General features: G+C 43.0%; 14 protein-coding genes and 2 pseudogenes. 9 read left to right on the top strand and 7 right to left on the bottom strand.

The window, feature by feature from the left end:
• Positions 1–43 precede the first annotated feature (43 nt).
• Positions 44–487: a GNAT family N-acetyltransferase gene (locus V6D42_RS14625; RefSeq protein WP_333513686.1), complete on the bottom strand. Its 444-nt coding sequence runs from the start codon at positions 485–487 to the stop codon at positions 44–46.
• Positions 484–1,380 carry a LysR family transcriptional regulator gene (locus tag V6D42_RS14620; RefSeq protein WP_333513685.1) on the bottom strand — a complete coding sequence of 299 codons (897 nt, stop codon included), beginning with the start codon at positions 1,378–1,380 and terminating at the stop codon, positions 484–486. Before V6D42_RS14620 ends, V6D42_RS14625 begins: the two co-directional genes overlap by 4 nt.
• A 188-nt stretch (positions 1,381–1,568) precedes the next feature.
• On the opposite strand from V6D42_RS14620, the gene V6D42_RS14615 reads away from it, so the two are divergent.
• Positions 1,569–2,768 (top strand): MFS transporter, encoded by a 1,200-nt coding sequence (locus V6D42_RS14615; RefSeq protein WP_333513684.1) that lies wholly within the window; start codon positions 1,569–1,571, stop codon positions 2,766–2,768.
• A gap of 79 nt (positions 2,769–2,847) precedes the next feature.
• Here the strand turns inward: V6D42_RS14615 and V6D42_RS14610 are convergent.
• Positions 2,848–3,042 (bottom strand): annotated as a pseudogene (locus tag V6D42_RS14610) (pentapeptide repeat-containing protein); the annotation flags it as partial.
• A gap of 227 nt (positions 3,043–3,269) precedes the next feature.
• Here V6D42_RS14610 and V6D42_RS14605 point away from each other — a divergent pair.
• Complete coding sequence (locus tag V6D42_RS14605) at positions 3,270–3,653, top strand: YybH family protein (protein ID WP_333513683.1); 384 nt, start codon at positions 3,270–3,272, stop codon at positions 3,651–3,653.
• A 107-nt stretch (positions 3,654–3,760) separates the two neighbouring features.
• Positions 3,761–4,555 (top strand): hypothetical protein, encoded by a 795-nt coding sequence (locus V6D42_RS14600; protein WP_333513682.1) that lies wholly within the window; start codon positions 3,761–3,763, stop codon positions 4,553–4,555.
• A 33-nt stretch (positions 4,556–4,588) separates the two neighbouring features.
• Here the strand turns inward: V6D42_RS14600 and V6D42_RS14595 are convergent.
• A pseudogene (locus tag V6D42_RS14595) lies at positions 4,589–4,816 on the bottom strand (MerR family transcriptional regulator); the annotation flags it as partial.
• A gap of 48 nt (positions 4,817–4,864) precedes the next feature.
• Positions 4,865–6,175, bottom strand: a complete 1,311-nt coding sequence (locus V6D42_RS14590) for an MFS transporter (RefSeq protein WP_333513737.1) — start codon at positions 6,173–6,175, stop codon at positions 4,865–4,867.
• Positions 6,176–6,610: 435 nt separating this feature from the next.
• Here V6D42_RS14590 and V6D42_RS14585 point away from each other — a divergent pair, with 435 nt between their 5' ends.
• A complete protein-coding gene (locus V6D42_RS14585) occupies positions 6,611–7,060 on the top strand; it encodes a DUF6376 family protein (protein ID WP_010332615.1) in 450 nt (149 codons plus the stop codon).
• Positions 7,061–7,092: 32 nt separating this feature from the next.
• On the opposite strand, the gene V6D42_RS14580 is transcribed toward V6D42_RS14585, so the two are convergent.
• Positions 7,093–8,022 (bottom strand): manganese-dependent inorganic pyrophosphatase, encoded by a 930-nt coding sequence (locus V6D42_RS14580; RefSeq protein WP_333513681.1) that lies wholly within the window; start codon positions 8,020–8,022, stop codon positions 7,093–7,095.
• Positions 8,023–8,231: 209 nt separating this feature from the next.
• Between V6D42_RS14580 and V6D42_RS14575 the strand changes: the two genes are divergently transcribed.
• Positions 8,232–8,609 carry a winged helix-turn-helix transcriptional regulator gene (locus V6D42_RS14575; RefSeq protein ID WP_010332613.1) on the top strand — a complete coding sequence of 126 codons (378 nt, stop codon included), beginning with the start codon at positions 8,232–8,234 and terminating at the stop codon, positions 8,607–8,609.
• Between the two features lie 29 nt (positions 8,610–8,638).
• Here V6D42_RS14575 and V6D42_RS14570 read toward each other — a convergent pair whose 3' ends face one another.
• Complete coding sequence (locus tag V6D42_RS14570; protein WP_333513680.1) at positions 8,639–9,124, bottom strand: spore coat protein; 486 nt, start codon at positions 9,122–9,124, stop codon at positions 8,639–8,641.
• Positions 9,125–9,268: 144 nt separating this feature from the next.
• Between V6D42_RS14570 and V6D42_RS14565 the strand changes: the two genes are divergently transcribed.
• The 4 genes from V6D42_RS14565 (at position 9,269) to rplI (ending at position 13,034) form a co-directional block, all read left to right on the top strand.
• Positions 9,269–9,418, top strand: coding sequence for a hypothetical protein (locus tag V6D42_RS14565; RefSeq protein ID WP_010332611.1), 150 nt, complete (start codon positions 9,269–9,271; stop codon positions 9,416–9,418).
• Between the two features lie 224 nt (positions 9,419–9,642).
• The gene (locus tag V6D42_RS14560; protein WP_010332610.1) at positions 9,643–10,572 is read left to right on the top strand and encodes a YybS family protein; all 930 of its coding nucleotides are present in this window, start codon (positions 9,643–9,645) and stop codon (positions 10,570–10,572) included.
• A 36-nt stretch (positions 10,573–10,608) separates the two neighbouring features.
• Positions 10,609–12,588 carry a cyclic-di-AMP phosphodiesterase GdpP gene (gene gdpP, locus V6D42_RS14555; RefSeq protein ID WP_333513679.1) on the top strand — a complete coding sequence of 660 codons (1,980 nt, stop codon included), beginning with the start codon at positions 10,609–10,611 and terminating at the stop codon, positions 12,586–12,588.
• A complete protein-coding gene (gene rplI / locus V6D42_RS14550) occupies positions 12,585–13,034 on the top strand; it encodes a 50S ribosomal protein L9 (RefSeq protein ID WP_010332608.1) in 450 nt (149 codons plus the stop codon). The genes gdpP and rplI overlap by 4 nt, the downstream gene beginning before the upstream one ends.
• Positions 13,035–13,038: the final 4 nt, after the last annotated feature.

Below are 13,038 nucleotides of genomic sequence, written 5' to 3'. Positions count from 1 at the left end.
CAATGAATCACATATGCTCATAAGTGACGATTTTGTGAACAATTTATTGTCCGGAAACGTCTCCTTTTGTCATCAGCACATGCGGAATGCCATCCAATATAAATTCTTCTGATGCTGTCTGATAGCCGAGCTTTTCATAAAAGCCTGCTGCCTGTGTCTGACCGTAAAGTTTACATGTATAAATATTTTTTTCTTTCACAATACGCTCTAACTCATCGACAATCACTTTTCCCAATCCGAATTTGCGATAGGGCTTCAGAATACAGATTCTTTCCAGTTTGCCCGCGTGATCAACGATACGAACACGCGCTGTGCCAACCGGCTGATGTTCATGGTAAACCAGAATGTGCTGGCAATCCCCATGGAGTGCATCGAACTCATCGAACTCGTCGGAAACTGGACAGCCTTGTTCCTCAACAAATACTGTCTTTCTGATGGCAAACGCTGTATGTAAATCATGTTCTGTTGTTATTCTCTTCACCTTCATGATTGATCCTCCTTTTTATCAGAAAAATGGCTGATGACATACTGTATAAAGGTTTCTGCCACCGGGGATAAAAATCTGCCTTCTATCCAGGCGATTCCTATGACGCGCTGACATTCCGGCCAGCTGACTCGAATTTTTGTGATTTTGCTTTGGTCTAACCCTTTAAGATCGGGCAGAATGGATATGCCAAGACCGGCTGCCACAAAACCTGCTGCGGTGGCTGCTTCTTCCCCCTCAAACATAATGTTCGGTTGTATGTCCGCTTTCTCAAACAATTCATCAACCGTCATGCGCAGCGCATATCCTTTTTTCAATAAAATGAAACATTCATCCGCAACTTCAGTCAGTGAAATGCTTTTGCGATGAGATAACGGATGGTTGTTTGGCACAAATACAAACAGTTCTTCGCTCCATAATTGTATCCATCGGATCAGCTTTTCAGGCTTGATGGAGGCAAGGAGACAGAGATCCAGATCTCCGGATTTTAATCGTTCAAGCAGCCAATACGAATGGTTTTGCTTTAGCTGGAAGGTAATGTCGGGATATTTCTGCTGAAAGCTGCCAATTAAATCGGGAACCAGTGTTGTTCCTAATGTATGTAAAAAACCAAGAGACACTTCGCCTTGGTCAGGCTGCAACAGAGCCTGGATTTCTTCTTTCCCTTCGGTATATTCCTTCATCATGGCATGAACGCGGCTTAAAAATAGTTCTCCGTATTTGTTTAGTTTAATTGAACGTCCTTGCCTGTCGAATAGCGGGACGCCTACATGGTTTTCGAGTCTGGCGATTGAGCGTGAAAGCGCAGGCTGTGTGATCGACAGGCTATGTGCCGCCTTCGTGACGTGCTGCATCCGGGCCAGTGTTTGAAAATATTCAAGTTGTTCCCATTCCAATCGTCATCACCTCGCATATTACATATAAGCATGAAATGGATATTTATTATGCATTATACAACATATATCAACGATGCTAAGATAAATGTATAAACAGACTCGAGGATGTTTGAAATCGGAAGAAATAAAGGATGGATATCTATGGAGTGCAGTATTCAACAAAATGGTGAGGGGCAGATAAAGTCCCGATGACATACATTCAAAAAGGCACACCGGTTTTTCGTAAAATTACGTTTGCTTTCTTTGCCGCAGGTTTTAATACATTTGCCATTCTGTATTGTGTACAGCCGCTCATGGAGGAGTTCACGCGGGAATTTCATGTGACACCTACAACAGCGAGGCTCTCTTTATCTGTTACAACGATGCTCTTAGCTGTCAGCATGCTTGTTTTCGGTTCATTGTCAGAGGTATGGGGACGTAAGCCGATTATGGCTGTATCCATGCTGGCCGCATCCGTTCTCTGTCTGGCGTCGGCCTTCAGCCCGAATTTTCATACGCTGCTCGTATTGAGATCCATTCAAGGGATTGCGCTCGCTGGCCTCCCTTCGATTGCGATGGCTTATCTAGGAGAAGAAATTGAACCTGGAAGCCTAGGGTCGGCGATGGGGCTGTATATCAGCGGAAACGCGATTGGTGCCGTTTTTGGAAGGATTGTTTCAGGGCTTTTGAGTGAGTACTTTACTTGGCATATAGCAATGGGAACAATTGGTTTGATTAGTTTGATAGCGAGTATGATATTTTTTATGAATTTGCCTCAATCGACGCATTTTACGCCGAGAAAACTTGAGATCGGGCAGTTGGGAATGTCTTTAATCAGTCACTTGAAGGACCGGAAACTGTTAAGCTTGTTCCTCATTGGTTTTTTGCTTCTCGGAAGTAATGTTGCATTGTTCAACTACATTGCGTATGTGCTGTTAGCGCCGCCGTATTCCTTTAACAAAGCAATTGTCAGCTGGATATTTATTGTGATGATTGTCGGGATTTTCAGCTCGTCTTTTATTGGAAGAATGGTCGATCAATACGGTTATCATAAAATACTGATGATGAATATTTTTATCGTTACCGCAGGTGCATTATTAACGTTAAACGGCGTATTAGCTGTAAAAATTTTGGGGATTGCCCTTTTCACCTTCGGATTCTTTGGAGGGCATTCAGTCGCCAGCAGCTGGGTTGGACGGAGGGCCCTGCACAACAAAGCACAGGCCTCATCGCTGTATTTGTTCTTTTATTACGCAGGTTCAAGTATCTGCGGAACAGTCGGCGGCGTGTTTTGGTCTGGTTTTCATTGGCTGGGTGTCGTCGGTATGATCACGTTCATGCTGCTGTTTGCTTTCGTGCTGTCGGTATTTCTGGCAAGGAGTGAAAAGGTGTCGGGCAGCACGCTATGACTGATTTTAAATGTCCTGAGATGCAGGCAGTAAATTGAAATGATGGTAGCAGAAAAAGGACCTCTGGCGGGTCCTTTTTTTATTGGCTGTTATCCCAATGGGCCGGGATCTTTAAAGTCGGCGGAAGCTTTGTGCGGGGGTTGCCTTTTGCAGCGTTCACTTGTGCCTGCGTAAGAAAAATGTTTCCTGTCAGATCAGCGCCGATGAAATCTGTCATTCTCAAATCAGAATGTCTCAGGTCGGCAGCTATGAGCAGTGCTCCTATGAAGTTTGCAGGCCAAAACAATGTAGGCAAACCGCCTTATATCATGCTGTCTATTGTCATGTAATGTGAATTCCACAGACAATATCGTTCACCCCTTCACTCGGGAACTTTGTAAAATATAAGGTTTGTTCGTGCTATTCGATTATATAGGAAATGGGTATATTTTTCATTTTTTTCGGTATTAACCGCTCAAAAATGTATAATATATCCAACCGTGATGATGGGGAGGGAACCTTTTGGAACAGCAAATAAAAGAGATCATTGCTGCTTGTGATAAGGCAATCCGGAACGAAGATTTTGATACGCTGATGAATTACTATACAGAGGATGCCATTTTAGTTGTGAAGCCTGGCATGATCGCACGCGGTAAAGAAGAAATCAAAAAAGCGTTTATTGCGATCGCAAATTATTTCAATCATCATCTTGTTCCGACGCAAGGGGAAATGGTCATTTTGGAAGCAGGCGACACTGCTCTGGTCCTTTCTCAAACGCTGCTTGATTCGGATAAAAAGGATTCCGAGTATGCGATGGAAAGAAGGGCGACCTATGTGTTTAAGAAGAATATGCAAGGCGAGTGGCTTTGTGCAATTGATAATTCATATGGTACGGATTTAATGTAGTTTATAGTGCTTAGACATTCTGAAACAAGACGGGTTGCATGTGATCTGCTGTGTCCTTTTCCTGCATATAATGATTCATGAAGGTGAATAGGAAAGGGTGAATTCAATTGAATCCATACAACAGCAGAATGGCACCTTATTGGGTTTATCATGGCGGAGAATCAACGCTTTACCAGTATCCATATGGATATAGGCAGCCCGTTTTCTCGCGCGCTATTATTACTTCAGCGCGGGGTGATATGACGGGAGATGGAGTCGCTGATGAAGTCTTCCTTACTGGCAATCAAACGTCAGGCAGTCCGCTATGGAGAAATATCACTTTGGTGATACGTGACGGCAAAACACATCAGGAACGGCAAATCCAGCTTCATAACAATATCGGATACAACCCATCACTATTTCTGGCTGATGTGACAGGCAATAAAACGGAAGATGTGGCTGTTGTAATTGATACCGGGGGAAGCGGAGGCTCTATATATGCGTATGTGTTTGCCTATATGAACCGGCAGTTCAGGCAGATTTTCAATTCTGATTCGTTTAATGATGAATTCAAGTACAGTGTGAGTTATCAAAATCAATATAAAGCGAGCGTGATCAGTCAACGCCAGCATGACCAATATATACTGGATCTTACTTACAAAGGCAAAGACTATTTGGATGAAATTTATACGAATCAGGGTGTTTTAAAAGCGCCGATAGAAGGCTGGGTGAATCCTTTGTCCGGCTTGTATCCGGTTGATTTCAACAGAGACGGCGTATACGAACTGCTGGCGTATCAGCGGATCGCCGGAAGGTATAACGCCGACTCGTTGGGATATGTTCAAACCGTATTGAAGTGGAACGGCCGGAATTTTGATGTTGACCGGCAGAATGTATCGATTGTAGGCGGTGCCGCAACTTGAGCAGAGAGAATGCGTTAGTGGCAAAGACTCACGCTATAGGTGTTCTGCAACGACGGTCAGATAATAAGATAAACCGGTTTGCTGCTCTTCTAACATTTCTCGATGAAAATCATCCTGCATAAAAAATTGCGTTTGTTTTACGTAATCTTCTTTGCTTGCCGGATGTCCGTTTTGATTCAGAAACGTAATATGATTCATGACATGCTCTTGTACGGGGGGGTCATGATACGTCACACGGCTTCTTAATATATCAGGCTGGCGGCTCTTTTTTTATGATCAAAGAAAAGAGTGCTTGCACACAAGCACTCTTTACTCCAACTTAATTCTTTTCACATCCCCTAGCACAAACACGTAGAAAATCAGTCCGAGCAGCAATACAAAACCGGCAACCAGAAAGCTGAGCGTAAAGGAACCTGTCACATCAAACAAATATCCCGTGAGTGAAGCGGCAATTATGCCCCCGAATAGATTATTTGCCAGGTTTACCATGGAACTCAGCATGGAAACGGAGCCAATCGGGGCGAGTTCTGCGGAGATGGACCAGCCGACCGGAGCCGTTGCAGAAACGCCGGCGAGGCCGATTGAAATGCAGATAATCGCAACGGTGATATTATTCGTCAGAATGGAGCCTAGAAAGAAAAAGCCGAAGCTCATCCCCACAATAATTATGGTTCGATACACCTTGGTGTTGGAATAGCCTTTCTTAATAAGATAATCGACGAGCCAGCCGCCGACCACAATGCCGGAAATGGTAGAGATCAGCCACGGCACGGCGGTGAATAAGCCGGATGACATGAGATCCATTCCGTATGTATGCTTAAAGAAAGTCGGAAGCCATGTAAGCAGCAGGTTGAATGTATAGCCGTACCCCGTAAATCCGATCATTAAGCCCCATACTTTACGATTGGAAAACAGCGCTTTTAAAAGCGGAACTGTTTTATAGGGGATTTGTTCTGTTGTGATTGTATTGTGTTTCTGAATATAGTTTAATTCGCTTTTGGAAATGCGTTTGTGCCGTTCGGGCTGCTCATAGTACTGCCAGAAAAAGATGGTAAACAGCACATTGATGCATCCGATTGTTAAAAAGGCGACACGCCAGTCAAATGTTGTGACGAGAAAGGCGACCAGCGGTGCACCGATCACGTTTGAAAATTTGGCGGCTGAATCAAACAGTGAGTTCGCCAGACCCCGTTCGCTTGGAGGAAACCATAGAGCGGTTGCTTTGGAAGCGGCGGGGAATGCCGATGCGCTCGTCAGCCCAATGAGAAATCGGAACACATATAAGAGCAGTTTTCCTTGTAAAAAAGCGAGAATGATCGTTAAAAAACTCCAAACCGTCATTCCGATTCTAGTGACCCAGGCCACGCCAAACCTGTCCAATAAACTTCCGACGGGCAGCTGCATCAGTGTATACGAATAGGTGTAAATCGAAAACACAATGCCGAGTTCAGTTGCTGTGAGGTGAAACGAATCTTGTATCGCCGGGGCAGCTACAGAAATGGCCACTCGATCAAAATAATTAAGAATGATAATGCCGCTCAGTAACGAAGATATGTACCACCTGGTATGCCCGGGCCGTTTCACGCGCTCTTGACTCATGATGAAAACCTCCTCTGTTATAGCATGATCTCCGGATGTAAATACCATTCAAATTTTAAATACCACACCTATCTTTTATGTAAACGAACAGCAGGAATTTGACTGGAAAAGCCTATTGCTTTAGAATGAAAATAATAAAAATGAACACTCCAAAGGGGAGTAGCTTTCACAGTAAAGTCGTCATTACGGGACTAGGTGTCCTCGGCTTTGCTGGCAATTTGATTGTTAGCGAGACCTTTGCCAAATCTGATTTGGTGAAGGTCTTTTTGTTTCTGAACTTCACCAAATCGGTGGAGTTTTTTCATTTTTATCAAAAAAGGGAGAGGAGACTCACTATGTCTAAGCTGAAGAAATGGCTGAAACGTGAATTGGTGAAGAAGGGGCTGCCATTAGCGAAAGAGAAATTGATTCCGATCTTGAAAGAAAAAATGAAGAAGAAACGATAAGGGGGCAACAATGAAGAAAATGGTTCTGACGGTTTTGGCCGGTGTGGGTCTTTTGGGGGCAGGCGGATGCGGAATACTGGATCAGGTGAATGACGGGCTGGATTATACAAATGAAGCGTCAGCTTATGTGGAAAAGGTGAAGACGTTTGCAGAGGAAGCGCCTGCATTGGCTGAGGAAGCTGTAAATGACACTGAGGCGAAAGAAAAACTAGAGACACAGCTTGAGTCTATTCAAAAGGCAGCGGCTGATTTTAATGAATTAACACCGCCTGATGCCGCAGCGGAGCTTCACAGCACCCTACAGGAGCATAACGACACATTGCAAAAAAGTGCGGAAGATGTCTTGCAGCAGGTGGAAGAAGGAAAGGTATCGCTTGAGGAATTGGAGCAATCCGAATTGGTCCAAAATGCTAAGCAAATTACTGATGTGATGGGGCAAATTGAAAAGCTTGGCGAATAAGAAAAAGCATCCCGGGAGCGGGATGCTTTTTCTTATTCTGCAATCGCGTCTGTTAACACAGGAACGACTTGTTTTTTACGAGAAACAACGCCTTTAAGAAGGGCTGTTTTGTTTTCTAATGTGACGTTGAACGCTTTTTCCACTTTGTCCGCTTCGTTACCGATTGCAAGTGCAAGTGAATCGTTTTCTAAAATGTCTGTGATGACAAGAAGGAACAGATCAAGGTTCTTCTCAGCCACAACTTTAGAAATCACTGCTTCTAACTCAGCTTGGCGTTTTCTCACATCTTCGATATCCACTGTGTTGACTTGTGCGATTTCGACTTTTTTGCTGCCGAGTGTGAATTCTTTTGCATCAAGAGAAATCAGCTCTTCAACTGTTTTTTTGCTTAAGTCAGCGCCTGCTTTCAGCATATTTAAGCCGTATTCTTCAGCATCTACGCCAGCAATTTCCGCAAGTTCTTTTGCTGCCGCTACGTCTTGGTCGGTGCAAGTTGGAGATTTGAATAACAGAGAGTCAGAAATGATAGCAGACAGCATAAGGCCGGCAATTTCTTTCTCGATTGCTACGTTATTTTCTTTGTACATTTTGTTTAAGATTGTAGCTGTACAGCCGACAGGCTCAGCACGATAGTAAAGCGGCTCAGCTGTTTCGAAGTTTGCAATTCTGTGGTGGTCGATGACTTCAAGAACCTGAACGTCTTCAATATCCTTGATGCTTTGCTGGCGTTCGTTGTGGTCAACAAGGATAACGCCGTTCACTTCGTTTGCAGCTGTTTCTACAAGACGAGGGCTTTCTTGTTTGAAGTAATCAAGCGCGTATTGTGTTTCACCGTTGACTTGTCCAAGTCTGACAGGCTCAGCGTTGAAACCGAGTTTATTTTTTAAATCAGCGTAAGCAATAGCAGAGCAAATCGTATCTGTGTCTGGATTTTGGTGTCCGAAAATAAGTATTTTTTCCATGATAACTCCTTATCCTTTTTTAAGTAGTGTAAACATTCTTTTTATAGTTTAACACGTCTTGCTGCGGGTGTAATCATGCAAACCCTTAAAAATTGATGTGAATATAAAGCATTTTTTTTGAGTGAAAGAGGAAAGGTGTGTAAAATGCTGGGTAGGTCAGTTGCAAAATGATCTGTAGTATCAAAAAAGGTACTATTGGAGGGTCGAACATGAGCCGAAAAAATAATATTTATCCGAACAAAGAAGGCTGTCCGGTTGAATTTACACTAGATGTCATTGGCGGAAAGTGGAAAGGAATCCTTTTTTATCACATGATAGATGGCAAGAAACGGTTTAATGAGTTTCGCAAAATCTGCCCGAGTATTACCCAAAGAATGCTGACTCTGCAGCTTCGAGAGCTTGAAGCGGATGGCATTGTTCATCGCGAAGTTTATCACCAGGTGCCACCCAAGGTTGAATATTCTCTGACAGAATTCGGGCGAACGCTTGAGCCGATTGTATTGCAAATGAAAGAATGGGGCGACGCCAACCGAGAAGCACTGGAGGCACGTCGTTCGAACAGTTTATTAAAAGAACAGCAGAAGTAGCAGCAAAGGGAGAGCCTTTGCTGCTTCTTTTATTTCATTGAAATGGCTTTATTGGCGTTTCTGACGTCATTTTTTAACAGTTCAGAAAGGTTGTAAGATGGGTAGTATCCGTGCTGATACATGTATTGATAAACTTGCGCATGCAACTTAATGGCAGCGTTCAGCTGTTTGACAAGTACGGTTCTTAATTGAGGTGTTGCTGTTTCTGTAATTGCGATGGCATAGTTGCGGACAGATGTTTTGGCAAAGCCGAGCAGGTCACCGCTGAAAAATGGGTTATCCGCACGCTCTTCTTCTTCATCATCGCGAGGCATCGGCGCCTGAGGGAAGAATGGGAGAAGCTCTCTTAAATTTTGCTCAACGGCCTGAATGGAAACGCTATAAAGCTGTCTGAGCTGAGGGTCTCTAACTTCTCTAATCATTTTCTTCAGTTTAATGAGCCCGTTTGCCTGAAAAGCAACCAGCTCATGCATCTCTAATGTTTCATGCCAAGCCAACGTTCTGCGTTCATCCATGTAACAAATCTCCTTTATCAATCAGATTCTGTATCAGCATATGCCCAACGTTCAATGTTGTTCATGATGTTTTGAAGTTTTTAAAAAGGGAATCCACCTTATATAGGATACGGGTTGAGAACATCCAAAAAGAGGTGAAACACGATGTGGGACATGATAAAGAACTTTTTCTTGTTTAGCAGCGGCGTTCTGCAAGCAACAACCCTTTTACTTGTAATATTAATATTTGTATATGTCAGAAAAACGAAGAAGAAAAACAAAGAATCTTCTGGTTTTATGGATGATAAAGAATAAGAAGTGATGGGCATTCTTTTAAAGAATGTCTTTTCGTTTGCAATGTTTCACATGAAACATTGGCGTCATTTTACTTGCGATTTGGACTTATGTTAAAATATAAAAGTAATTTTAGAGATGATATGAAAACATTGGTGCAAAACATGTTGCGGCGATGAAAAAAAGAGCAGTCGTTTATGCTGCTCTTTTCTATTCGTATGTTCAGTATGATACGAGGTGACTAAGTGAAACAAACAAGAGCATTAATGGAAGGTGCTATTTTAATCAGTTTGTTTGCGATCATCACACTGTTGGTCGTTTATGTTCCATTGATTGGAACCATTCTGTTATTTGCACTGCCGCTGCCTATGATCCTTTATACGATCAGACACGGATTGAAATTAGGATTATGGATGGGCGCTGTCAGTCTTCCTGTTGTCTTTATTGTCGGGTCCTTTAACGGACTGATTGTAGCTTTTATGTCAGCTTGTGCGGGCATAGCCATGGGGCATTTTTTCAAAAAAAGAGAACCCGGTCATGCTATTATTTCGGGTGCCCTTATTTATATGCTTTGTATCGTGTTCTATTTTGTGATAAGCATTCAGTTTTTGGGTATCAATATCATTGATGAAGCAATGACACAATATCGGCAATCACTCGATATCGTTGAATCCGTTTTGAAACAATCGGGTAATGCTGAAGAGCTTGAGAAACAAATGAAACTGATGGAAGAACAATTGAGTACGGTTCAATATCTTTTTCCAACAGCTATCGTGATGGTAGGAGCCATTTTTTCTTTCCTCAGTTACCTTATCGCTAAGCCGCTCTTAAGGCGATTCTCCCCCGATATTCCTAGTCTAAAGCCTTTTAGAGAGTTGAAGTTTCCGCAAAGTGTTGTAGTACTGTATTTGTTGATTGTCATGCTTTCATTTCTGCCTTTAGAAAAAGGCCAAATGCTGTACTCTATCGCTTTAAATGGGGAGTTTATACTCGGGTTTCTTATTTTTATCCAAGGTTTATCATTTATCTTTTTCTATTGCCATAAGAAAAAATATCCAAAGGCAGTGGCCGTCATTGCAGTCATTCTTGGTCTGCTGCAACCGATTTTTATGGCAGCCATTCGCATTTTAGGCGTTATAGACATGGGCTTTAACATAAGGAATAAGGTGAAGTGAAAATGAGTTTTACTCACATGGTGGGGAGTGATAGAAATGCCAAGCTTTTATGAAAAACCGTTGTTTCGGTATCCCATCTATGCATTGATTGCTTTGTCAATCATTACAATCCTCATCAGCTTTTATTTTAACTGGATCATAGGAACCGTTGAAGTGTTGCTGCTGGCAGTTATACTGTTTTTTATAAAACGCGCGGATTCTCTTATTCGAAAAGAGATTGACGCTTATATTTCTACGTTATCCTACAGGTTGAAAAAAGTCGGGGAAGAGGCATTGATGGAAATGCCGATCGGCATCATGCTTTTTAATGATCAATACTATATAGAATGGGCAAATCCGTTTCTCTCTTCTTGCTTTAATGAAAGTACATTAGTGGGGAGATCACTTTATGATACTTGTGAATCCGTTGTGCCGCTCATCAAACAAGAGGTAGAATCGGAAACGGTTACATTGAATGACCGAAAATTTAAAGTTGTCATCAAACGGGATGAGCGTCTGCTTTATTTCTTCGATGTGACGGAACAGATACAGATTGAAAAGCAATATGAAAATGAAAGAACTGTGCTGGCCTATATTTTCCTTGATAACTACGATGATGTGACGCAAGGATTAGACGACCAGACGAGAAGCACGATGAACAGCCAAGTGACCTCTTTGCTCAACGCTTGGGCGCAGGAGTATGGAATATTCCTAAAAAGGACATCGTCAGAACGTTTCATCGCTGTACTTAATGAAAACATTTTAACCGAACTTGAAAATTCGAAGTTTTCGATTCTGGATGAGGTACGGGAAAAAACCTCATTTGACGGCGTTGCGCTGACCTTAAGCGTCGGTGTCGGAGCTTCGGTCTCATCGCTGAAAGAGCTTGGCGATTTGGCACAATCCAGTCTGGACTTAGCACTGGGCCGCGGCGGAGACCAGGTAGCCATAAAGCTGCCAAACGGAAAAGTGAAGTTTTACGGCGGTAAAACGAACCCGATGGAGAAGCGAACAAGGGTGCGCGCCCGCGTGATTTCTCATGCCTTAAAAGAAATTGTTTCTGAAAGCAACAATGTGATTATCATGGGACACAAATTTCCCGATATGGATTCTATCGGTGCGGCGATCGGGATATTAAAGGTGTCACAGGCAAATAACAAAGATGGATTTATTGTGATTGATCCGAATCAAATCGGTTCAAGTGTGCAGCGCTTAATTGAAGAAATTAAAAAATATGAAGAGCTGTGGTCAAGGTTCATCACGCCTGAAGAAGCAATGGAAATTGCCAATGACGACACGCTGCTTGTCATCGTGGATACACATAAGCCGTCGCTTGTTATAGAAGAACGGCTGGTAAACAAAATTGAGCATATTGTGGTCATCGACCATCACCGTAGAGGCGAAGAATTTATCAAAGACCCGCTGCTCGTCTATATGGAGCCGTACGCTTCATCAACAGCGGAATTGGTGACAGAGCTGCTTGAGTATCAGCCGAAGCGCTTAAAAATCAATATGATTGAAGCAACGGCCCTATTAGCTGGTATAATAGTGGATACAAAGAGCTTTTCACTCCGCACTGGCTCGCGGACCTTTGATGCGGCTTCATATTTAAGAGCAAAAGGCGCCGATACGGTGCTTGTGCAGAAGTTCCTCAAAGAAACCGTTGATTCCTATATTAAACGAGCGAAGCTAATCCAGCATACGGCCCTCTATAAAGAGAACATCGCGATTGCATCTCTGCCTGAGAATGAGGATGAATATTTCGATCAAGTGCTGATTGCGCAGGCTGCGGATTCTCTGCTGTCGATGAGCGAGGTTGAGGCTTCATTTGCGGTAGCAAGACGTGATGAACAAACTGTTTGTATCAGTGCAAGGTCTCTTGGCGATGTGAATGTTCAGATCATCATGGAGGCGCTGGAAGGCGGAGGACATTTAACAAATGCGGCGACTCAGTTATCCGGCATTTCAGTAACAGAAGCACTGGAGCGGCTGAAGGGCGCCATAGATGAGTATTTTGAGGGAGGCGTACAAAGATGAAGGTTATTTTCTTACAAGATGTAAAAGGAAAAGGAAAAAAAGGCGAAGTAAAAAACGTAGCAGATGGTTATGCGCATAACTTTCTGATAAAAAAAGGCCTCGCGGTTGAAGCGAACGCGTCAAACATCAGTGTACTAAACGGTCAAAAGCAGAAAGAGAAAAAAGAAGCCATTGCAGAGCTTGAACAGGCAAAGAGCTTAAAAGAGACATTAGAAAAACTGACTGTTGAGCTCAGCGCGAAATCAGGTGAAGGCGGCCGTTTATTCGGCTCTGTCACAAGCAAGCAAATTACTGAACAGCTTCAAAAAGACCATAACATTAAAGTGGATAAGCGGAAGCTGGAACTGCCGGATGGCATTCGTGCGTTAGGTTATACAAACGTTCCTGTGAAATTGCATCCTGAGGTCCAGGCTGTGTTAAAGGTACATGTGAAAGAAGAAGCTTAATAGA

The organism is Bacillus sp. 0909A (genome assembly GCF_036765115.1).
Classification (GTDB): domain Bacteria; phylum Bacillota; class Bacilli; order Bacillales; family Bacillaceae; genus Bacillus; species Bacillus mojavensis.
This window is presented reverse-complemented; position numbering and strand designations above follow the sequence as displayed.

Bases quoted from the DNA above. Each gene is read 5' to 3' on its own strand.
- V6D42_RS14625 (WP_333513686.1), bottom strand. From the start codon at position 487: ATGAAGGTGAAGAGAATAACAACAGAACATGATTTACATACAGCGTTT.
- V6D42_RS14615 (WP_333513684.1), top strand. From the start codon at position 1,569: ATGACATACATTCAAAAAGGCACACCGGTTTTTCGTAAAATTACGTTT.
- V6D42_RS14585 (WP_010332615.1), top strand. From the start codon at position 6,611: ATGAAGAAAATGGTTCTGACGGTTTTGGCCGGTGTGGGTCTTTTGGGG.
- V6D42_RS14580 (WP_333513681.1), bottom strand. From the start codon at position 8,022: ATGGAAAAAATACTTATTTTCGGACACCAAAATCCAGACACAGATACG.
- V6D42_RS14575 (WP_010332613.1), top strand. From the start codon at position 8,232: ATGAGCCGAAAAAATAATATTTATCCGAACAAAGAAGGCTGTCCGGTT.
- V6D42_RS14570 (WP_333513680.1), bottom strand. From the start codon at position 9,124: ATGGATGAACGCAGAACGTTGGCTTGGCATGAAACATTAGAGATGCAT.
- V6D42_RS14565 (WP_010332611.1), top strand. From the start codon at position 9,269: ATGTGGGACATGATAAAGAACTTTTTCTTGTTTAGCAGCGGCGTTCTG.
- gdpP (WP_333513679.1), top strand. From the start codon at position 10,609: ATGCCAAGCTTTTATGAAAAACCGTTGTTTCGGTATCCCATCTATGCA.
- rplI (WP_010332608.1), top strand. From the start codon at position 12,585: ATGAAGGTTATTTTCTTACAAGATGTAAAAGGAAAAGGAAAAAAAGGC.